Source organism: Paenibacillus sp. FSL L8-0470 (genome assembly GCF_038008625.1).
Lineage (GTDB): Bacteria > Bacillota > Bacilli > Paenibacillales > Paenibacillaceae > Paenibacillus_AQ.
Map to the genome: position 1 here is coordinate 722,614 of NZ_JBBOZM010000001.1, position 21,596 is coordinate 744,209.

General features: G+C 46.4%; 21 protein-coding genes and 2 pseudogenes. 10 read left to right on the top strand and 13 right to left on the bottom strand.

Features of this window, described 5'->3' with window-relative positions:
* Nucleotides 1-156: 156 nt before the first annotated feature.
* The gene (gene corA / locus NST99_RS03315; RefSeq protein WP_341089705.1) at nucleotides 157-1,116 is read left to right on the top strand and encodes a magnesium/cobalt transporter CorA; all 960 of its coding nucleotides are present in this window, start codon (nucleotides 157-159) and stop codon (nucleotides 1,114-1,116) included.
* Nucleotides 1,117-1,138: 22 nt separating this feature from the next.
* Here corA and NST99_RS03320 read toward each other — a convergent pair whose 3' ends face one another.
* Entirely contained in the window at nucleotides 1,139-1,687 is a 549-nt protein-coding gene (locus NST99_RS03320; protein WP_341089706.1) for a tyrosine protein kinase, read from the bottom strand.
* Between the two features lie 426 nt (nucleotides 1,688-2,113).
* Between NST99_RS03320 and NST99_RS03325 the strand changes: the two genes are divergently transcribed.
* From NST99_RS03325 to NST99_RS03345, 5 genes are all read left to right on the top strand, one after another.
* Nucleotides 2,114-2,404, top strand: coding sequence for a YerC/YecD family TrpR-related protein (locus NST99_RS03325; protein WP_019913624.1), 291 nt, complete (start codon nucleotides 2,114-2,116; stop codon nucleotides 2,402-2,404).
* Nucleotides 2,405-3,181 carry a sirohydrochlorin chelatase gene (locus NST99_RS03330; RefSeq protein WP_341089707.1) on the top strand — a complete coding sequence of 259 codons (777 nt, stop codon included), beginning with the start codon at nucleotides 2,405-2,407 and terminating at the stop codon, nucleotides 3,179-3,181.
* Between the two features lie 222 nt (nucleotides 3,182-3,403).
* Nucleotides 3,404-4,297 (top strand): diacylglycerol kinase, encoded by an 894-nt coding sequence (locus NST99_RS03335; protein WP_038585736.1) that lies wholly within the window; start codon nucleotides 3,404-3,406, stop codon nucleotides 4,295-4,297.
* A 93-nt stretch (nucleotides 4,298-4,390) separates the two neighbouring features.
* Nucleotides 4,391-5,992 carry a 23S rRNA (uracil(1939)-C(5))-methyltransferase RlmD gene (gene rlmD / locus NST99_RS03340; RefSeq protein ID WP_341089708.1) on the top strand — a complete coding sequence of 534 codons (1,602 nt, stop codon included), beginning with the start codon at nucleotides 4,391-4,393 and terminating at the stop codon, nucleotides 5,990-5,992.
* Between the two features lie 24 nt (nucleotides 5,993-6,016).
* The gene (locus NST99_RS03345) at nucleotides 6,017-6,349 is read left to right on the top strand and encodes a hypothetical protein (protein ID WP_341089710.1); all 333 of its coding nucleotides are present in this window, start codon (nucleotides 6,017-6,019) and stop codon (nucleotides 6,347-6,349) included.
* A gap of 49 nt (nucleotides 6,350-6,398) precedes the next feature.
* Here NST99_RS03345 and NST99_RS03350 read toward each other — a convergent pair whose 3' ends face one another.
* Nucleotides 6,399-7,343: a ketopantoate reductase family protein gene (locus NST99_RS03350; protein WP_341089711.1), complete on the bottom strand. Its 945-nt coding sequence runs from the start codon at nucleotides 7,341-7,343 to the stop codon at nucleotides 6,399-6,401.
* A 149-nt stretch (nucleotides 7,344-7,492) separates the two neighbouring features.
* Here NST99_RS03350 and NST99_RS03355 point away from each other — a divergent pair, with 149 nt between their 5' ends.
* Nucleotides 7,493-8,083: a TetR/AcrR family transcriptional regulator gene (locus NST99_RS03355; protein ID WP_038585744.1), complete on the top strand. Its 591-nt coding sequence runs from the start codon at nucleotides 7,493-7,495 to the stop codon at nucleotides 8,081-8,083.
* Nucleotides 8,084-8,451: 368 nt separating this feature from the next.
* Here the strand turns inward: NST99_RS03355 and NST99_RS33625 are convergent, their stop codons facing one another.
* Together NST99_RS33625 and NST99_RS03365 are read right to left on the bottom strand one after the other, a co-directional pair.
* Entirely contained in the window at nucleotides 8,452-8,709 is a 258-nt protein-coding gene (locus NST99_RS33625) for a hypothetical protein (RefSeq protein WP_445744943.1), read from the bottom strand.
* 94 nt (nucleotides 8,710-8,803) lie between these two features.
* Nucleotides 8,804-9,781, bottom strand: coding sequence for a phosphotransferase enzyme family protein (locus tag NST99_RS03365; protein ID WP_341089715.1), 978 nt, complete (start codon nucleotides 9,779-9,781; stop codon nucleotides 8,804-8,806).
* A 558-nt stretch (nucleotides 9,782-10,339) separates the two neighbouring features.
* Between NST99_RS03365 and NST99_RS03370 the strand changes: the two genes are divergently transcribed.
* Nucleotides 10,340-11,119, top strand: coding sequence for a hypothetical protein (locus NST99_RS03370; RefSeq protein WP_341089716.1), 780 nt, complete (start codon nucleotides 10,340-10,342; stop codon nucleotides 11,117-11,119).
* Between the two features lie 383 nt (nucleotides 11,120-11,502).
* A pseudogene (locus NST99_RS03375) lies at nucleotides 11,503-11,607 on the top strand (IS3 family transposase); the annotation flags it as partial.
* Between the two features lie 100 nt (nucleotides 11,608-11,707).
* Here NST99_RS03375 and NST99_RS03380 read toward each other — a convergent pair.
* From NST99_RS03380 to NST99_RS03395, 4 genes are all read right to left on the bottom strand, one after another.
* Nucleotides 11,708-14,200, bottom strand: a complete 2,493-nt coding sequence (locus NST99_RS03380) for an ABC transporter permease (RefSeq protein ID WP_341089717.1) — start codon at nucleotides 14,198-14,200, stop codon at nucleotides 11,708-11,710.
* 89 nt (nucleotides 14,201-14,289) lie between these two features.
* On the bottom strand, nucleotides 14,290-14,976 hold the full coding sequence (locus NST99_RS03385; protein WP_341089719.1) for an ABC transporter ATP-binding protein: 687 nt from the start codon (nucleotides 14,974-14,976) through the stop codon (nucleotides 14,290-14,292).
* An 82-nt stretch (nucleotides 14,977-15,058) separates the two neighbouring features.
* A complete protein-coding gene (locus NST99_RS03390; RefSeq protein ID WP_341089720.1) occupies nucleotides 15,059-16,048 on the bottom strand; it encodes a sensor histidine kinase in 990 nt (329 codons plus the stop codon).
* Nucleotides 16,035-16,721 carry a response regulator transcription factor gene (locus NST99_RS03395; protein WP_341089721.1) on the bottom strand — a complete coding sequence of 229 codons (687 nt, stop codon included), beginning with the start codon at nucleotides 16,719-16,721 and terminating at the stop codon, nucleotides 16,035-16,037. Before NST99_RS03395 ends, NST99_RS03390 begins: the two co-directional genes overlap by 14 nt.
* Nucleotides 16,722-16,817: 96 nt before the next feature.
* Here NST99_RS03395 and NST99_RS03400 point away from each other — a divergent pair.
* Nucleotides 16,818-17,173, top strand: a pseudogene (locus NST99_RS03400) (hypothetical protein); the annotation flags it as partial.
* Nucleotides 17,174-17,244: 71 nt separating this feature from the next.
* On the opposite strand, the gene NST99_RS03405 reads toward NST99_RS03400, so the two are convergent.
* Genes NST99_RS03405 through NST99_RS03425 form a run of 5 tightly spaced genes read right to left on the bottom strand, consistent with a single transcriptional unit; the run spans nucleotide 17,245 to nucleotide 21,449 of the window.
* Entirely contained in the window at nucleotides 17,245-18,594 is a 1,350-nt protein-coding gene (locus tag NST99_RS03405) for an ATP-binding protein (RefSeq protein ID WP_341089722.1), read from the bottom strand.
* Nucleotides 18,570-19,241 (bottom strand): response regulator transcription factor, encoded by a 672-nt coding sequence (locus tag NST99_RS03410; protein WP_341089723.1) that lies wholly within the window; start codon nucleotides 19,239-19,241, stop codon nucleotides 18,570-18,572. The genes NST99_RS03405 and NST99_RS03410 overlap by 25 nt, the downstream gene beginning before the upstream one ends.
* Before the next feature lie 17 nt (nucleotides 19,242-19,258).
* A complete protein-coding gene (locus NST99_RS03415; protein ID WP_341089725.1) occupies nucleotides 19,259-19,990 on the bottom strand; it encodes a lantibiotic immunity ABC transporter MutG family permease subunit in 732 nt (243 codons plus the stop codon).
* Complete coding sequence (locus NST99_RS03420; protein ID WP_341089726.1) at nucleotides 19,987-20,748, bottom strand: lantibiotic immunity ABC transporter MutE/EpiE family permease subunit; 762 nt, start codon at nucleotides 20,746-20,748, stop codon at nucleotides 19,987-19,989. The genes NST99_RS03415 and NST99_RS03420 overlap by 4 nt, the downstream gene beginning before the upstream one ends.
* On the bottom strand, nucleotides 20,748-21,449 hold the full coding sequence (locus NST99_RS03425) for a lantibiotic protection ABC transporter ATP-binding protein (RefSeq protein ID WP_341089728.1): 702 nt from the start codon (nucleotides 21,447-21,449) through the stop codon (nucleotides 20,748-20,750). Before NST99_RS03425 ends, NST99_RS03420 begins: the two co-directional genes overlap by 1 nt.
* Nucleotides 21,450-21,596 lie beyond the last annotated feature (147 nt).

Consider the following 21,596-nt stretch of genomic DNA (forward strand, 5'->3'; position numbering starts at 1 on the left):
CGGAACTGCTGTACAGCAGGCTGGCGGTTATTTTTTTCGCGGATATGTAAGTGAGGTAGGCTTCACACCAATATTTGGGGTGGAGATGCTTCATGCGGTACAATGGTAACATGAAGTTGCTGCAAGGCGTAAGTAGGAACAAACGGAGGATTCATTATGATACGTACATTAGTAATAACACATCAGGGTGAAGTGCTGACTGGGCTGGCACTGCAAAATATAGTGATCGCTGATTATGCCTGGATTTGGGCGGATTTTGCTATGCCTACGGCGGCGGAGTCCCTGCTGCTGGACACCTATTTTCATTTTCATCCCTTGGCCATTGAGGATTGTATGCATATCTTGCAGCGGCCGAAGCTGGATTATTACGAGGATGTGCAGTTTTTTGTACTGCATGCGCTCAATGAGCGCACGCTGGCGGCGGAAGAGGTCGACCTGTTTCTGAGCAAAAACTTTCTCGTATCCTATCACCATCAGGAGAAGTCGGAGATGGATGAGGCCTGGGCTTCGGTGCAATCGGAGATTCACAGCCGCAAGGGTTGGTCGGGCGGTCCAATTGCGGCAGCTTACACCGTAATGGACAAGCTGGTCGATAAGTATTTTCCTAGCCTGTACAGCCTTGAAGATGAACTGGCCGATCTGGAAAGCAGCGGCGGCAGCGAGTCAGTGGAAGAGCTTATGAGCCAGGTCTTCAATGTGCGCGGACGGCTGCTTAAGCTGCGCCGGACGATTGTGCCGATGCGGGACCTGATGTACCGGATCGTCAATTCGCAGCATGTGCAGAGCAATGGAGAGGAACGGATTTATTTTGGCGATATCTATGATCATCTGTTGAAGCTGACCGATATGATCGAGGTGGACCGGGAAATGACCGCTGATCTGCGCGACAGCTATATTTCGCTTAACTCCAACCGGATGAATTCCATCATGAAGACCCTCACGGTAATCACTACCGTATTCATGCCGCTGACCCTGATTGCCGGGATATACGGGATGAACTTCCAGGTAATGCCGGAGCTCAACTGGACCTACGGGTACCCCTTGGTGCTGCTGCTCATGCTGGTACTCGGAGTGGGGATGTTCAGATGGTTCCGGCGGAGCGGCTGGTTTAAGTAAAGGAAAGCGTAAACGCCACCGCCTAAGTGCGGCGGCGTTTACTGGAGGCGGGAGCCGTTTTTTTACAGTTCTTCTTGGGTGAGGAATGGCGTCGCTGCGTCGCGGGGCGTCTTTTTTTACGCCGTTTGGGGCTATACAGAGCGGCATCCTCTTCCGCTGCGAGCGCACCTGCCCCGCTTTTTTTGCCTTTTCCGAAGCTTCCCATTACGAGCTTAACCATAGGGGCCATCTGCTGAAAACCCTGCATCACCTTCTGCACCTTGCCCATGGAGTTTACGATGCCGTCAATTCCGCCCAGCCGGTCGACGATACCTTTGATCTGCTCCATATTCGCGAGATTGCCGAGTCCGCCGAGATTGCCCAGCAATCCGCCTGCTTTGGGGGCGGCGGCTTCTGCGGCAGGCAGGGCAAGCGCTGTTTCGGCAGCTTCCGCTCCAAGGGCAGGAAGCAATCCGGTTTCCACGGGAACAGGCGGCGCATATGAAGTGATACCGGGATAGGGGGAAGACGTGTACGGCCCGGCCAGCGAACGCCCATCCCGGCGGGAATGATTATAGTAATGATGAGGCATAACATCACATTCCTTCGTTAGTGGTTTGCTATACTGTATGTCATGGGCGAACATAAGGTATAGACGAATGCCCGGGTTACCGGGATAGTAGCGGAAAAGGGCGAATGCCTACAAGGAGGGACGGGAAGTGAAGAAACCGTGTCTATGCTTGATTTTCGGTGCTTATGTAGTACTATAATTATGGCGGTAATCCTCTAAGGATTTTGAAGGAAGACTGTCGAATACATAAATTGTGTGCGTCTGGGGTGGACGTTTGTCCATGATTTTCGTTCTTTACAGCGTGAAACCGTTAATGCTTGAAAAAACTGCTCCAGTACAATATAGTAGAGGCAAGATGTCATATTAAATTATGTATTTAATGTCAGTTTTGTACGATGCTTATTCAATGATGCTAATGCTGACCAAACTTTTAGGGGATGATCTACGATGCAGCTTAAGAAGCTAAACGATAAAAGTATTGACCAATTATTTGAGGCTATTTTAACATTGAAAAATATGGAAGAATGTTATGTTTTCTTTGATGATCTTTGCACAGTAAACGAAATCCAATCGCTCTCACAGCGTCTGGAAGTTGCGCGGATGCTGGGCAAAGGCTCTACTTATAATCAGATTGAAGCAGAGACTGGCGCAAGTACGGCGACCATTTCACGTGTGAAACGCTGCCTGAATTACGGCAATGACGGGTATAAGCTTACACTGGAACGTCTGGGACGATAATTGATGAAGCCGGGCGTACTCATTATTAGTCACGGCTCACGGGACAAGATATGGGTTTCTATTGTTGAAGAAGCCGTCGGCCATTTATCACTGGAGAAGGAGCTGCCTGTGACGGTTTCTTTTTTGGAGCTGGTAGAGGGCTGTCTGATACAGGATGGTATAAATGAATTGGAACATGCAGGGGTCACAGATATTATTGTGATCCCCTTGTTTGTGTCTTCGGGAAGTACGCATATTGATGAAATAGAGTATGCGCTCGGCGCCAAAGCTGCCCCTGAACGTGAAACGGATCTTGAACGTTTTGCGGTTAATGCGCGTATCCATTTCGGCTACCCCGTCGATGATGATCCGGATATTGCGGTCATGATCTGGGACAAGGTCCGTGAGCTGTCCGCTAATCCGCAGCGGGAGACGATTCTGCTCGTGGGACACGGCAGCAAGCATGACGGCTTCCGCCAGCGCTGGGAGCAGGGCATTTCCTCACTGGCGGAACGTGTGCGCACTGTGAGCGGAGTGGCGGCGGCCGATTACGGCCTGTTGAACCCGGACAGTATCAGAAGCCGGACGGAATATTGGCAGGAGCAGGGCTATGATGTACTGGTGGCTCCGCTCTTTTTAAGTGAAGGCTATTTCACCAAGGTAGTCATTCCGGAGAGGCTTCAGGGATTAAAGTATGCTTATTCGGGACGGACACTGCTACCTCATCCGCTGCTGCCGCACTGGATCGAAGAGCAGGTAAATACGATGCTGGTGAAGCTGCGGGCGCAAGCTGACTAAGGTCCGGTGAAGCTCCCAACTTTGAAAAGATCGCGTTTCCATTGTGTTTTTTTCGGTGGCTGCCGCATACATATATTTATACTTTTCTGCTGCTGCTGCTAATTTGATGTCATCGCAATAAGTAAAATATATACATTACTAGGCTCTGGCATTGCTTGTGGGGTGCAGAATTGGGTATAATCAGTAAGGTTATCTATTATAAAAACAGGTGGCGTTCCGGTAATGAAAACTGCGAGACTGATTTATAATCCCACTTCTGGACGGGAAGAAATGAAAAAGCGGCTCGCCGACATTTTGGACCGGCTGGATATTGGCGGCATCGAAACCTCATGTCATGCAACAACCGGTGAGGGCGATGCTACGGCAGCCACAATTGATGCGGTCGAACGCGGAACTTATGATCTGATCATAGCGGCCGGCGGTGACGGCACATTAAATGAGGTAATCAACGGCATGGCGGAGAGACCGAATCTTCCCCCGCTTGGTGTACTGCCGCTGGGTACAACCAATGATTTTGCCCGGGCTATGGGTATTCCGAAGAACTGGGAGGATTCCTGTGATCTGATTCTTCGCCAGGAGTCGCGCCTGATTGACCTCGGCAAAGCCAATGACCGATACTTCATTAATATAGCCGGTGGCGGCAGCCTGACCGAGCTGACATACGAGGTTCCAAGCAGACTTAAGACGATGATGGGCCAGCTTGCTTATTACCTGAAGGGTATTGAGAAAATGGCCAGTCTCTCTCCGCAGGAGCTCTACATCCGTGCCAATGGCCAGGAGCTGATTCATGACGAATTCATGCTGTTCCTGATCGCCAACACCAATTCGGTAGGCGGCTTTGAGAAGCTTGCCCCGGATGCAAGCATTGACGATGGACTGTTCGACGTCATTGCTGTTAAGAAATGCAACCTTGCAGAGTTCATCCGTCTCGTGACTTTGGCAATCCGTGGCGAGCATTTGCAGGATAAAAAGGTCGTTTATTTCCGTACTGATGCCATGGAAGTCACTTCCCCGGGATATGTCCAGCTCAATCTGGATGGTGAACTCGGCGGCACTTTGCCAGGTAAATTCCAGATCCTGCCGCAGCATTTGCGGATTTTTGCGCAGAAGCCTTGAGACAGTTAGATGAAAGGAAGTGCAGGTGGCTGTAAGGCTAGCCTGCACTTTTATTGCAAAAGCGAAGATAATGAAAGAAGTGAACCTATAGATATGAGTAAACACCGCAGTGGACGCAGCGCAAGCCGTCGGGAAGGCACGGCGCCTGTCGCCGGACTGCCAGTGAATAAGAATGACGAGGTTATGCTCGATATCATCGGCATGACCCATGAAGGCGAAGGGGTAGGCCGCGTAGAAGGCTTTACCCTATTTGTGCAGGGCGCCCTTCCCGGTGAGAAGGTCCGGGCGAAGGTGCTTAAGACGAAGAAGCAGTATGGCTACGCCAAGCTTCTGGAGCTCGTGCAGGCCAGCAGCGACCGCATCGCGCCGCCCTGTGCCATCTATGACCAATGCGGCGGCTGTCAGCTGCAGCATATGGACTATACTGCACAGCTGGCGTGGAAACGCCAGCTGGTGGTGGACAACCTGCAGCGGATCGGGAAGCTGCAGGTGGCGGGTGCGCAGGGCAGAGGCGCAGGTGCTGGGAGCGCTGGTGCAAAGGAAGCCGTTGAACCGGCGGACCTGACTGCCGGGGCAGAAAGCGGGGCGACTGAGGGCCAGGGCGATGGCGTTGCGAGTGCAAGTGTAAACGCAAATGCAAATGCAAGTGCTGTGGGGGCCCAAGCTGACGGCATAATCGTCCGGCCTACCCTGGGCATGGACGAGCCTTGGCGTTACCGCAACAAGGCCCAGGTGCCGATCGGCGTCACCGAAGGCGGCCTTGTCGGCGGGTTCTATGCCCGCGGCAGCCACCGGATCGTAGACATGGAGACCTGTCTGATCCAGCATGAGCATAACGACGACGTCGTTGCCGCAGTGAAACGCATAGGCAGAGAGCTGGGCATCTCCGCCTACAACGAAGAGACCGGACGCGGCCTGCTGCGCCACGTCGTTGTGAAGAAAGCCTTCCGCACCGGGCAGATGATGCTGGTACTGGTCACGAACGGCCGTGACATCCCGCATCTGGACGCCTGGCTCGGCAGCATCCGCGAACAGCTGCCGGCTGTGGCAAGCATCTGCCAGAACATCAATACGCAGAAGACAAATGTCATTTTCGGAGATGAGACCCGTGTCTTATGGGGCACCGACGTCATCTACGATTACATCGGCGATGTGCAGTTCGCCATCTCCGCCCGTTCGTTCTATCAGGTGAATCCGGCGCAGACTGAGGTGCTGTACAGTAAAACCGTAGAATATGCCGGTCTGACAGGCAAGGAGACTGTAATTGATGCCTATTGCGGCATCGGGACAATCTCGTTGTTTCTGGCGCAGCACGCGTCTAAGGTGTACGGCGTAGAGATTGTGCCTGAAGCTATTGAGGACGCGCGTGCGAACGCACGGCTTAACAATATGAACAACGTAGTGTTCGAGGTAGGTGCCTCCGAGGACGTGATCCCGAACTGGAAAGAGCAAGGTGTCACGCCGGACGTCATCGTCGTTGATCCGCCGCGGAAGGGCTGCGACCCGCGCCTGTTGGATACGATTCTGGCGATGAAGCCGGAGCGGGTGGTGTATGTGTCTTGTAATCCATCGACACTGGCGAGGGATTTGCGGGTGCTGGAGGATGGCGGGTACAGAACAGTGGAGGTAACTCCGGTGGATATGTTCCCGCATACGGTGCATGTGGAATGCTGTGTGTTGTTGGTGAGGGAGTAGTGATTTGGAGCCACATTTACCTGAATGAGTCCTAATGTATCACTAATTTTGGCTTACGCTTTAGAAGAACAATCGGATTCTACAAATAAATTAAGATATCGAAGACGAGTTGGAGAAGGCCGGTATCCCGCCGCTTCATGTTCTTCAGATGAAACCCTGAACGGGGCTGGATTTCTGGACCGGATGAATGATATGGGGACCGTGGATATCGGCAAAAACGCCGATTTGGTCCTTCTGGACGCCAGCCCCATAGAAAGAGTACAAAATCTTTATGGTATTAACGCTGTGATACGGGCGGGTGCTTACCACGATAATCAAAAGCTAAGCTCAATGAAGGAAAGGATTGGAACAAAATAGAATCTAAGGCCAAAATTATCCGCATGATGACAGAGAATCCTGGAAATTTTTATGATATGGAATTTTCAATAGCTTTGTGTTGTTCAGTGTTTTCAAATACCAAAGTAAGACGTGGTAAAGGTATACCTAACTTTTTTGCTTCTCTCACAACTTCAAGTACCGCAAAACCTGCTTTACTATTGTTGTATTCGATGAAAAGTCGTGGTAAGCTGCCCTTTGCAAAAATAACCTTGTTAAAAAGCGTGCCGAGAAGTGCCGGTGGAATCTTAGTTAACAGTAGAGAAATCGTATCAATCTTTGCACCTCTTGCTTTAAGTACAGGGATAATTCCCCTCATATTCTTACCAACATTTGCAAATGAGTCACTATGATTCATGAGTGCTGGAAAACTTCCCAGTTTTAACACCTCGGTCTCTATAGCCGCATTCATGGCAAAGTGATTCCATAGCCAGTTTTGCATATCCTTTATCCAACTAATTTTAAAATGGGCACTTTCAAATAGTTCTTTGACCTTGTTGTTAATATGTTCAGTGCCTACCCGTGGTTTTTCCAGAAATAGCATTTTTAAAAAGCCACCTCTAAGCCTATTGTCCGCGATGCCGCCGCCTCCTCCTGGGAACCCAAAGACAACATTGTTCATAGACAATGGTGAGATCGATGATTTCAAATCTTGCCAAACGTTATTGAATATTAGGACAGGGGTGTTTCCAGCAGCAGTCGATAGTAATTGTGCTGCTTCTGGAAGTTGTTCCGTGTTGACACTCACAATAATGAGATCATAATTTGGGCTCATCTCCTCATGCAGTTTGACATTCCAGCTTTCTTTTATTAACTGTTTCCCTCTTCGTGCGTCCCACATTTCAAGCTCTATGTTGCTTCCGAAGGTTTCTTTTCTCCCTTTTCTAACATAAAACTCAACTGTATGCCCTGCCTTTTCAAAAGCCCAAGCATATTGGGTCGATATTACACCTCTACCGAAGAATAAAATTCTCATATTAGCCTCCTGAAAATATATATTAATCCTTGTTGATGATCAAACAACGTGTTGTATAATGTTATTGTATAGATTCACTATACGGTCATCAACCATCAGATTTTTAATATCTGTTGTATAATCGATTGAACAGAAAATGGAGGCAAATAATGAATAAGCAACCTGAAATTACTGACAAAACTAGGCAAACATTTATAAATGTATTCTGTGATTTATATAGCCAAAAACCAATTGAAAAAATATCCATTCAAGAGATTGCTAACCAATCAGGATATAATCGCAGTACATTTTATCAATACTTTACGGATATCTATGAGTTGTTGGACTGCGTTGAAGAGCGTGTCTTTAAATCCATTAACGAGGAAATGGCAAGCAGAGAGTTTTCTACACATACTTTCCAAGATGCACTTCAATGCTTGGAAAATGCAGAGGAAATTTCAGTTCTTAAAGCCCTCTTGGGCGACTATGGTTCTGTTCATTTTGTTGAACGCCTGAAAAGAGAAATTCCCTTTGAGAGATTGATTGTGGACTTTCCAACAAATGATGTTTTAGCACCATACATAATTGAGTTTTACATATCAACATTAATATCTATGTTTCGCCTTTGGATACGCAACGGCAAAGATCTATCGTCGGAAGAATTGGTCAAGTTGGTAGATAGCCTATTTGCAAATGGGATAACACCATATCATATCTTTGGCACGGTCAATCCGCGGCGCCCTGATTCGAATAAAAAGTAAGGGGACTAGGAGAAAGAGAATGAGGGACTTTAATATCGGCTCATCTTACCATTTGGCGGGTATCATTGGCGCATTCTTGATATACAGGGCAATGCGGCCTTGATTTTAACTGAACACATGATCGAACAACACTCCTATATTACTGACAATGAAAAAAATACGGTGAGCGGCAGTAAGAAGTTGATTTTATCAATCAAACGGCAAAATAAATAAATAAATTACGAAACCCGCACATGTGGAGTCGGTAGCGTGGATGACTCAAAAAAACTGATGTCAAAAAGGAGCCGGTTAGGCTCCTTTTTGACATCAGGGTTGAAAGATATTGTGTATGCTAATGCTTTCGTTTGAGAACATTTCAACTTTGGTATTCAAGAAAGAACATTATTTCTTAATAACGGGGATCCATATTTCGCTTCTATAGTCAGACGAGCTCTGGTCACCGTTTGAGTACCACTCCACTTCTGGTGCTTCTGCGTGTTTATTACCGGATGCTGGAAACCAATCGGTAAAATCCGTCTCCATATCTCTGCCATTGCTGCAGGCAGAGGGGCCGGGTATTTCAAATATTGCCCATCGGCGATTTGCTCGAATGTTTCATCCGGTGTATGCTCCATTCTGTAGTTCATCTCAACAACTCCTACTAGTGATAAAGAGAATGTTATACGAGGATACGCCTTTAAGGATATACCTTTCTTCTCTTGCTTATGACGGTATAAATTGTTATTCCCAATACGGAACACCTGTGAAGAGAAACGATTCATTGTTTACATAGGCATTAATTTCTCTACTGGCTAATTTACTGATATGGTCTGGTAACCACTCCTGCGAGTCGGGCAGACCCAGCCAGAAATTCATGGTCTCAAGCTGTGCTGCAACGAAAAAACCTTCCAATAGCTCAATATAGTTATCCGGTAATGAATGATACTTAGAATATGATTTCAGTAACTGTTCTCTGAATGAAGGATGTATATATGAGAACGTCCAGCCCAGATCAACCAAATAGTAACCAAACCCGCAAGCGCCAAAATCGATGGGCCGCGCCTCTTTTTCATGAAACACAATATTACTTGGAATCAAATCGGCATGAATCATTCCCCAATTACCGGACGTTCTCTCAATAGAGTTCATCATTGTAATTACCTGCCCACCTGCAATCTGAAGAAGTTCGGTATCACTTGTATTAAGCAGACCTGCATTAGCCCGCTCCTTAAGCTTGCCCAGTGATTGTAATATACGGGAACTATCAAAGGCAGGACGTTCAAATAAACTTGGGATTTGCCAGTTAGAGGCTTGCCTATGTAATTTACCGGTCATTTCACCTATATATTTAGCGTCATCTATTGTAAGGATAAAAGGTTTCTGCTCACCTTCCACCCATTGTAGTAAAGTGCAGTTTGTATTGTTTACGGTCGTAATGAATTCTCCGCGGGTATTCTTGTAAGGTGAAGGCAGGGTTAAATCTGTATCTAAGGCTAAGGCGTGAAGCCAGACCATTTCGGAGTGGAGCACTTCCTGCTTACTCCAAAAACTTTCAAGAGCGTCACCTTTGGATATATGCAATCGGAGGCTATAACTGTTGTTATCCAGGTCAGTGATTTTGTAGATCGTATTTCCGCTTTGTGCAATGAAATCAATCGATTTACATGTTATGGAGTAGTTACTTAATGCTTTCTTTGCTATACTTAAGTTTTTATCCAATCGCAGATCTCTCCTCGTTATCATTGTATAAAATTACAATAGCACATCTATTTTTTGGAAAAAATGTAATGGTTAATTATATTTGTTTTTGACTACCTCCTTCTTGTTAAAAAGGTGAAAACAGCCACATCATAGTTTATTCTACCGTCAGCACTCATCCCATGTGGAGGTTACAGTAAGACTTAAAACAAAGGATAGCAGCCGAATAGACTGTACCTTAGTTGGTAGCGTAAGGATTGGAAAGGTTATAGTGAATCTTAATCCTTTCACCAAGCTTCTGCTGTTCGATAATGTGGGACGAACAGAAAGCGGACGTATGCTTAACGTAACCGCCGCAAATATACGCCCCATTACGCCTGTCGGGTTTGAAGTGCACCCCGCACCAAGCTTGATACGTTCCAGTTGATCGGCGTCTTTTCTTTTCCCGAAATGTCAGGTTCCAATATTGCCCATTTCCCGCTATACTGAAATAACCTTTCGGAAGAATATACTTGTTACTTAACATTTCGGAAAAGAAGACTTGAACATTCTAGAAGCGAATAGTTGAGGAGAGATTAAATGAAATCACAAATTAAGTGTGTGCTTCTTATGTTTCTGTTAAGTATTTCAATAACTGCGTGTTCCACCAATAAAAGCAGCTCAAACCTGAATAATGACAGTAGCTCAAGTAGTAATAAAATTTCTGACACCAGTGTTCCAACAATTACTTCTTCTGCACATATTACTCCTTCTGAAAGTAAACCTGAGAACAATAAGAGTTTAGCAATGGAAGCATATAAGATAGTATTGCAAAATAAGATTGAATTTTACAGCACAGAAACTAAGAAAAAGGTATATTTGAATGATTTTTTAACTAATAACGAGATTTATGGAACTACATCTAAAATTAAAATAAATCACTTTGCCGTGCTTGATATGGATGGTGACAGAATACCTGAAGTTGTTCTTGGATTAACAGTAGATGAGAATCCAAATTTTGTTGAAGTCCTGCATTATATGAACGGTGAAGTCTATGGCTACTTTTTTGGAAACGACCAGATACGTTTTCTTAAAACTGACGGGACATTTAGATGGTTAAGCGGCGGGTTAACTTACAACGGATATGGAAAATTAAGATTCCAAACCAATTTCTGTGAAATTGACGATTTAGCTTATCATGAATCAAGTGCTACTGATGAATCATCCACCACATTCGCCATAGCATACTACATCAATAATAAACTAGTTACTATAGATTCATATAATGCTTTTGTTAAAGAAGAAGAAGCTAAAAGGGATGTAACGTGGTATGAATTTTCTCAAGAGAATATATCAACAGTGACGTCAAAAACAAGATAGAGATATTACGTGATATATTTTTTGCCGTCAGACGCCGAATTTGGCAGTATAGCGTTTCGTGTATTCTCCCGCGCAAAAGAAAAGACGCCGTATTAGGGCGCCTAGAAGTTGTGGGTAAATGCCATTCCATTAGTATTAAAAGCCTGTACTCCCTGTCTACTCGTCACATGTGGAGTGCTGTTCACTGTTGGTCAGGAAAGACGAATAGTTGAGATGTATTGGCGTATACAGCAACGCAGCGGGAGAAATCCCGCTTCTTTTTTTGTCCATAAGTTTAGTTGGGGCGGCTATTGATAGTCGTCCTTTGTAGTATCCCCCACCCAGTGCCTGATGAACAAATTATTGCTTCTGAGCCGATGTTAAGGCTTGTCATACCCGTCTAGCTCCAAAAAGACATTGATAATTACATACATTTTTACAATTACGAACGGTTACAGGCAAAACTAAACGGCCTCAGTCCCAATGAATTCAGGACTAAGGCCGCTTAAGGATCTTTTATTATTTACGCTGTCTATTTGACGGGGTGCAGTTCAAAGTAGGCTTGCACTACTTTTTGAACAGCCTTTTTACTTTAACATCTGTTTTCTATCAAGTCATATCATCCCGAAGCGCATCAATAATATTTTCCTTTTTGATCTTGCTAATGGCATACAGCATTGTAATGAACACCACAAAGAACACACTGAACACGCTGATTCCGATACTGCCCCACGGGAACACAAAATCGATATTGTCCGCCCCGCCGCCCATCCCTTTGTAAATCAGCCAAGAAGAGATTGCGCCTATGGGAAGCCCGAAGATTAGCGCCCTCATGCCATAAAAGGCACACTCGAAATTCATCATCTTCTGGAAACCGCGTTCAGACATCCCCACAGAGCGGAGCATGGCAAGCTCCCGCCGGCGCAGCTTGATATTCGTGGAAATCGTGTTGAACACATTGGCAACCGCAATCAGCGAAATCATAATGATAAAAGTATAAGCGAACACGTTGGCAATGAATATCATATTGCGGTTCTGATCAAGCATTTCAGAGAAATTGATCAGGGTGTAACTGGATGTAATCCCCACATCCTGAATCATCGTTTTCATTTCAGCCATCGACTGTGTGGGATGCTTTGACCGAAAGGTCAAGCCCTTAATAGCCAGATGGGTATCGGAGGTTTCAAACTTCTCTTTGAGCGAATAGGGGGCCATCACCTTAAAAATGAACGGATTCTTCGACCCGGAGTTTCCTGGGATCGGGGGGCCATCAGGCGGCACGGTATTGACAAACTTAATACTTACGTTTCGCCCCTGTTCCATCTTCGGCTTGCCATTGGTTTCGGGAGCGATGGTAAAATTCATGGAAGAACTCTTGAACATATCTATAAACTCGTCAAGCTCATGCTCCCGATTGGCTTTCATGTGGTTTGTCAGTTTGGCAACGGCGATGATTTTCGCATTTTGCCCGGTATATTCCTCTTCGGGCAAGCCCAAGCCTTTGATAATGTTCAGATAGGCGCTGTCATCAAGAAACTGAACTTCCATTGGCAGATTAACCGTTTCATCTGGCGAATGTGAACCCGCGTCCTCCCAGTAAGCGTCTGAAAGATCGCTTGCTTTGGCAACGCCTGAATACTTCATGAGCGCTTGATAAGAGCTTTCGTAAACCCCGTCGGCGGTTTTTAGTTTGTCGTAAAGCGACAAGATTTCTCTATCGTCCATGTCCTGCGTGGCCAAACTGATGTCAATGTCAGTAGCCACTACTGCCCGCTCTGACGCCTGCTTCAGATCCGTTACAAAAGCACTGGCCGATATAAACAGTACTACGCTTAGAACAAGTGATAGCACAATGCTGCGATAGCGTTTCTTGTTTCTTTTAAAATTCTTTAGGGCAAGGGTTCCCTCCAAACCGTAAATACGCTGAGCCTGTTTTGATGTTTTCACGGCTTTGGATTCAACTTTGACCTCGTTTGACTGGCGAATACTCTCCATTACGGGAGTGTTTGCGGCCTTCCTGGCCGGGATATAGGCCGAAATCAGAATCGTAACCATGCTGACCGCCGCCGCAACGACAATGGCGGGGATGGACACCGTTAAGGTAAAAGGGACGTTGCTGTAGATAATGCTTTCAAAATTCTTGGCTACAACGGAAATCACAAGCCCGATGCTGCCTATGCCAACGATAACGCCAATGGGTATACCGGCCGCACCGATACAAAGCCCCTCAAACAGCACCGAATTTCGCAGCTGCTTTGCTGTGGCTCCCACCGACGAGAGAATCCCGAATTGATGTGTGCGTTCGTTCAGCGAGATGGTGAATGCGTTATAAATCAGAAAAATCGAGCCGATCATGATGATGGCGACCACAATGCCGCCAACCGCGTACAGAAGCGTGTTGAAAATATTATCGTCTGAAAGACCCATGAAGCGCAACACATTATCGTTAAAGACGTAAGCTTGGCTTCCGGCTGTGCTGCTTGAGTAAGCGTGAACACCACGCGGGTTTTTAAGCGTGACAAATAGGCTGAAACTGTCCGCTTTATCTCCAGCATCTGCTTTCGTTATCAAGGTATAGCCCGGCGCGGAAGATTCCTCAAAGTAGGCTTTTTGGTAGATACCGACAACCGTGTAAGTTCTCTTGGCTTTTGGCACAAGAGTTTCTTGCCCCGAAATGTAAGGGGTGTGTTGACCGAGTTTCTTGTCGCCATTCATGCGGCTTCCAACACCAAGTGAAAGCTTGTCACCCACCGCAAATTTAACGCCGCCCTTTACTTCGACGCTCATCGGAACAAGAATCTCTCCGCTGTTTTCAGGCAGCCTGCCGGACATCAGGTTGATGGGCAAGGTATCAAAGGTTCTCTTGCTAAATCCGGCTATAAAAAGATACGGCTTGTTGGGGCTTTGCCCGTCCTTAAGTGCTGCGTAGCCGATATTTTCAAATGCAGCGGTGTTAGCGACCCCCTTGTCGTGGGTTCGTTCCTGTACGAAAGAAGAATCAACGTCCAAGAACTCAACGTGCCAATCGCCGTATTTCTGGGCCGCGCCGTTTGTCATATAGTTCAGCAGGGAAATGCCAAAGGTGAGTACGCCCGTGATCATAGCAGCGGACAGAACAACTCCGATAATCGTGACAATCGTTCGGGTCCGGCTTTTTTTCATGCTTTGCAGGGTGACTTTGTTAAAAATATTCATGGCCGCACCATTCTCTCATCCCGCGTTACTTTGCCGTCTGATATGCCGATAATGCGGTCTGCTTGCAGGGCGATATTTTCGTCATGGGTGACGAGGAGCAGGGTCTGTCCATATTTTTTATTGCTTTCTTTCAGCAGTTTGATGATTTCATGTCCATTTCGGCTGTCCAGACTGCCCGTGGGTTCGTCAGCAAGCATGACCGCCGGGGCGTTCATCAAAGCGCGTCCTATGGAAACACGCTGTTGCTGACCGCCCGAAAGCTGATTGGGTAAATGCGTTTTGCGGTCTTTTAGCCCAAGCATTTCGAGTAGGTCATTCAGCCGTTCCTCGTTGACCTTGCGCTTGTCCATCAGGATAGGCAAGGTGATGTTTTCCACCACATTCAGGGTGGGAATGAGGTTGTGAAACTGGTAAATCAGTCCGACCTGCCGCCTGCGGAAGATGGCGAGTTTTTCATTGTTTTTGGCATATACATCCTGCCCGTCCAAATACACCTTTCCGCCTGTCGGCACATCCACGCCGCCGATGATGTGAAGCAATGTGGATTTGCCGGAGCCGGAGGAGCCGATAATTGCGGTAAACTCCCTCTTTTCAATGGTAAGTGAAACATGGTCAAGCGCAGTAACTTGGTTTTCGCCCTTGCCGTAGACCTTGCATAAATTTTCGATTTTTAAAAACTCCATTATGTAAGTCTCCTATCTCATGGTTTACCCATATAGTAGCAGCTTCAACTTACATCACTGTGACTTTCAGGTGAGAGATTCGTCACTTTGGGAAACGAATGGCAAAGTTCGCGCCGCCCTGGGGGTGGTTTTTTGCGGTAATCGTCCCTCCTTGACGGGTTATAATCATCCTGCAGAGAGAAAGTCCAATCCCGTAGCCTGTAGCGTTTGGGTTTTTCCCGCGATAGAACCTGTCAAACAGGCAGGGTAAATCTTCTTTGTCAAAGCCCGGGCCGCTGTCGTGGATGGCAATCTCGGTAAACAAGGGGTTGTCCTTACATACAATCTCAATCTTCCCGTTCTCGCCTGCGCTTTCTATGCAATTTTTGAGGATGTTTTGAATGGCTTCCGAAAGCCAACCTGAATCGCCCTGAATAATCATCCCTTTCGGTACATCTATTTGCAAATCAATATCGTGCAGCTCCATTGGGATAAGGAACGGGCGAAGCGCGGCACATACAAGAGCGTTTACATCGGTCTGCCCGCTTTGGAACACCACAATGCCCGCGTCCAGGCGGGATAATTTCAACAGGGAAGTAAGCAGCCAATCCATCTGTACAAGCAATTTCTCTGTTTCCCGCACAAATGCTTTCCGGTCATTTTCGTCAGGGCTATTCTCTAACAATGACAGAATAAGGTTCACGGATGTGAGAGGGGTGCGGAGTTGGTGGGCTATGTCGGCCAGCGAATCGGCAAGATGTTCTTTTTCTTTTTTCAGTGCGTCGTTTTGCTCCCGAATACGCAGCGTCATTTTTGTTATCTCGCTGTGCAGAATGGAAAGTTCGCCCTCGTCCGATTCACCAATATACAGATGGTCAGCGTTATGAAGCACAAGATCGATCTGATCTGAAATCTGCGCAATGCTTGTATATCGGGCTTTGGTAAACACGAAAAACGCTGTGCCAAAGGCGGCGGCAGAAGCAATGGCAAGGATTCCAGCCGCTGTATTGATTGCAAATCCCAGCGTCACCGTCGCGGCAGCTATTAAGGAGAACCAAATGACAAGCTGCCGAAACTCTCTATTCCGAAGCATACCCGTCCCCCAATCTATATCCTGTCCCGCGGACGGTCAGAATGATTTGCGGGCTGGCCGGGTCGTTCTCTATCTTCTCCCGCAAGCGTTTGATGTACACGGTAAGTGTATTGTCATTGACAAACTCGCCCGCCGCGTCCCACAATTCGTCAAGTAGCTTGCCCCTCGTGATAATACTTTTTGGGTTGCTAATAAACACCAGCAACAAGCGGTATTCTAATGCTGAAAGAAAAACCTCGTTGCCGTTTTTTTTCACAACGCCGCTTGCCGTATCGACATGAAGCCCGCAAATTTCAAAATCCGCCCCGGAACGCCCGCTTTTTCGCAGGGCGGTTCCAATTCGCGCAATCAATTCACGCGGACGAAAGGGCTTGGTGATATAGTCGTCCGCGCCCATGTTCAGCCCGGTAACAACACTCGCCTCATCGCCGGAAGCCGTCAGAAAGATAACGGGAACATCCCCTGTTTCTTTGATTTCCGTGCAAACCGTGAAGCCATTTCCGTCAGGCAAAGAAATATCAATCAACGCCAAGTCAAATTTATTCCCGGCAAGTGCGGCAAGGGCTTCACTCCGCGAAGGGGCGTGGATGACTGTAAATCCCTCCGAGCGGAGCAAAAGTATAAGGTTTCTGGCGATTGCCTTATCGTCCTCAACCAAAAATATCCGTTTCATTTATGTTCACCATCCTTTACTTTATTAAATTTCTTTTGACGGAAATATACAAGTAGAGGTATAAAAGCAATCCGGGAGCGTGAAAAAGAGCGTGGTATGGCTTATAAAAATATAGACGGTGTGCAGGTCTGGGGGGCTGGGGTAATCCCGACCGCTGGCTCAGGCAAAAACGTGCGCTGAAACAGGAAATGTCGTTCAAACCCTGCTCATGGCAGATCATCATAAAGGCTACCGTCAGCCGATTGGAGGGCATTATGGACGAGGAGTAGGCTGTGTCAATAACGGAAAGGTCGACCATATCTTTTTGTGTGTGGATTGCCAATCCATTCGGGAGCAGAGGGTTCGGGCTAAAACGGGGAGCGGTGGACCAACCGCTCATACTGCTTGATCTGAGTAGTGAGCTTGGCGATATGTATTACAGAGCAATGAAGCTGGCCGGACGCTACGCCTTTTACATCGGGTCCCGCATCACCTTCCTCAACACTATGCGAAAAGCAGACCTTAAATCTAACTTCTCATATTTTCAAGTGTTCCGAATAGTCCCTGGGAACTTGATTGTAACCACCCCACCAGAATTGCAGTTGCGCAGCTCTAGTTGTCCTGCGTGCGTTTTTGCTACTTGTGCTGCAAACCAAAGGCCAAGGCCATTGTGTCCATCGGCGCCACGCGCTGCATCACCACGCCATAGGCGCTCTGTTGCATGGTGTAACGCCGCCTTGCTAAAGCCGGGGCCTTCATCACACACAGTGACTTGCCAGCCGCCATCTATCATGCTGCCTTCCAAACACACCTTTCCACCCGCCGGTGTATGCTCGATGGCATTCTGCACCACATTACCGAGGGCGCGAAGTAAATGGTCTTTCTGAATGCTCGCAGCACCCTCCAGGCCGTTTTGGGTTTGCAGGCAAACCCTCTTGGCTTCTGCAATGGCCATTGTGCTCTGGCAAAGCTCGTCAAACATGGCGGGCAGGCTGGTGTTTTCAAATGCCTCATCCGCACCGGCGGAGGTTTCCAGCAGACTGGCAACATACTGCTTGGCCCGGTCGTTGCTTGCCCCAATTGTTTCCACCATTTTGCGGCTGCTCTCAGGCAGTTCTTCATCCAGCAGAAGTTCGGCGTTGCCTCCCACCAGGGTGAGCGGGGTTTTTAAATCATGCGCGAGTGCTGCTATTTCCGCCTCGCGTTCTTGCTGTGCCGCCCATTGGGAGGACAGGGAGCTGTACAATGCCTCCCGCATATGCTCCATAGCACCGAGCGCCTGGTCGTACTCCCGTATGCCCGCGTGGGGAATTGCGAAATCCAGTTCCTGCGCGCCTACCTTCTCGCTCACCTCGCTGAACAGCTTCAGCTTGGCGGCGAGGTGCCGGCGGAGCCACAGGGTGTTAAACAGCAGACAAAGCACTAACGCTACACCAAGTGTGGCCATCCCCAGGTATTCTGCGGGGGGCAGCATGCCGCGCAGCGCAGGGTTGACAAACTCTGCCCTGTAATGCCAGCGAAAGATTACGGTGCTTCCATTCGTGTAGGTGTATCGCGAAACATTTATGCTGTAGGCGTCCCCCTGTAAAAACCCGGCCAGGCCTTCCAGCCTCTTTCCCTCTACGTTGCTTTTCAACACTTCGCCGTTCCGGCCAAACAATGCGTACTCGGCCAGAAAATCGTCACCAGGAGAAACGAAGGTTTTTGGCTCTCCTGCCAGCATTTGCTCCACCTGTTGGTTGGAGACGGCTCCCTGGTAAGTAATGCCGGTCTTTTGAAACCGCACCATGACGACGTACCATGCCAGGCAGCATAACAGCATACAGCCAAGCATAACTATGGCAAAGCGCAAAAGCACAAAGGAAAGGCTTACAGAACGATGTCTTTTCGCCATTTGTAGCCTACCCCCCAAACGGTTTCTATGGGGCTGAGGCCACCCGCCTTCAGCTTGGCGCGGATATTTTTGATGTGCTCCGCAATGGCCGACGAATCACCCTCGGCATCAAGGCCGAAAACCGCTTCGTATAATTGTTCTTTGGTAAACACCTGTCCGGCGCGCAGGGCCAGGTGCTCACAGATGGCGTATTCGCCCTTGGTAAAGGGCAGTGTGTGTTCGCCCGCGATGGCCACCTTTGCCTGCATATCAAAGAGCACACCGCCTCGGCTCAGGGTGCGGGTCTGGCGCACCCTGAGCCGCAGATGGGCGTTTACCCGTGCGCGCAGCTCCGCAATACTGAATGGCTTTTTAATGTAATCATCGGCGCCCAGGCCAAAGCCCCGTACAAGGGCCGCATCTTCCGCCTTGGCGGTTAAGAACAGGATGGGACAATCCACCTCGGCACGGATACGGCTGCAAAGGGAGAAGCCATCCTCGCCAGGCATCATCACATCAAGCAGCAGAAGATCGTACAGCTGGCACCGGGCGGGCTGCACGGCAGCGGAATCGGCTTCGGTGTCTACCTGGTGGCCGTCCTTTTCCAGGGCGGCGCGCACCAGGGCCAGCATATCAAGGTCATCATCGACCACCAACAGTTTCGGCATAGTCTATCCTCCTCGTTTTATTCTTGTATGACTTTACCCTCCCATCTGCTAAACCATAGGATTGATAAGACCAGAACAATCGAAGTAATCATGATCAGAGAAATAATTCCAGGAAAAATAGGTGCACTTGAAAAGTCAAAATAATTATCCAAAAACCGAACACCCCATTCCCAAGGAATGATCGGCCAGATTTTATCACCGATCGCATTTTCAAAGTAACCTGCTAAAATTGTACCAGATATCCCTAACAGAACAGAAATACTTGAACCAAACCGAAAAGCAACCGGAACGTGTAATATATATAAAAATAAGTTGCTGAACAAAAATATATAAAATATGACAAGATATGAACCAAAGTGTGTTATGGTGATATCCAGAAAAAAATCGACTCCAATATAGAAACAAAGTTCATATATTATTATACTTATGGCTGAAAGAAACAGTAGAAAGAACAATTTCCCCAGGTATACGCTTCTTCGGGACTCCACTAAACCTAGAGCATTTTGAATATTGTTTATATTCCTATCTAAATGAATGAAAATTGGCACAACGATACTAACAAAAATAGGATAACAGATTTGTAATATAACGAAAAACAACCTCACATCAGGAATAATATGGTATCCGGCATAAGCGTAATAAACTAAAAATAATGCTGTAATCACGATAGGCAGTAACAAATGCAATAAAATAAGTGGAGTTCGTTTGATTTTGGTAAAGTTGGAAAGGAACTCTCTTATAATCGTCATTTGCGATACACCTGCCTTCCGTACCAGCGCGAAAACAATGCTGAAAGAACCAGCACAGCAAGCAAGGATATCAATACCAGCAATGAGCTTTCTCCTAAATTTAAAATGTATCTTGAATCTGCTTCGACTAATAATCCGTTTGGCAAAACTCCAAATATTGTAACCATAAACCTCGCAGCCCAGCTATATGGGAAGAACCAAAACAAAGGAGTCAAAGAAAAAAATAAACCACCTGTCGCACTGGCAAACAAATTTATGATCACAGAACCAACAAATCCGGCTTTTTGATCCAAAAATAAACAGAAAGGGATCTGCCATAATAAAGAGAGCCACAATAAGCAGTATCCTAAAAGATAATATCCGCTATGACCAATTGCAACTGAAACACCTGACAATATGCACTCAGAGATAACAGTGATAAACGATAGCAATAATGATATTATCAAAAGATTAAGTGCTATCAAAATTGTTTTAGAAATAAATGTCTTCTTCAAGTCGACGGGCAAACTATAAAGAGTCCGGTATTTGTGTTTTTGATCCTTATTATTCACTAAATGACATAAAAGCATAATGGACAAAGACGCAATAGGCATACACCAATTGCAAACTATAGAGCTTGAAAAACCACCTAAACCAATACCAATAAATATAAATATCATTGATATTAAAATTAAAGCTACTGGAATAAAGATAATAAGATTTCTAAATAGGGAGCGTCTGAATTTCATGTTTTCTGCTTTTAAATATGTTCGTAACATCAGGATTCACGCTCCTTTCTGACGATATCCATAAATAGTTGTTCCAGATTTTCATTTGCATCAATTTTATCTTGATACAGGAGCGAACCATTGTATATGATCCCTATGTCATCGGCAACTTGTTGGACCTCGCTTAAAATATGACTTGATATAATTACAGAAATCCCAGACTCCGCAAATGTTCGAATCATTTCCCTTAATTCTTCAATACCAAAAGGGTCTAACCCGTTTGTAGGTTCATCCAAGACTAATAATTTGGGGTTATTTAGCAGCGCTAATGCTATACCCAATCTCTGTTTCATTCCCAATGAAAAATCAGAGGTCTTTTTATTTTTAGTATCCATTAAGTCCATTTTTTGTAAAACTTCATTACATTTATTTGTTGAAATCCCCATAAGAGTCGCTCGCACTTTTAAATTCTCAAATGCCGTTAAATTCTCATACAGTGGAGGTGATTCGATTAATGAACCAATATTCAATAAATCTTTTCGAGTCCAAGGGAGATTGTTGAATAATATTTCACCTGAAGTCGGTCTGATAATTCCTGTAATCATCTTCAATAATGTTGATTTGCCAGCACCATTAGGTCCTAATAAACCGTAGACAGAATTTTTTCTTACAGACATAGATAAATCTTTTATTGCATATGTCTTTTTGAATTTTTTAGAAACATTATTGGTTTTTATTATGTACTCATACATCTTAAATTCCTCCATTTTAAATTCCAGTTTGTACACTTTTGATTTGTTACTGCTATGGTAACAGCCATTTTTAAGGATTTTATAAAGAAGCGGGTGTTTACTCGAAAATTCACCCCGCCCCTCTTTTTTGAATTTTTTGGGATATGT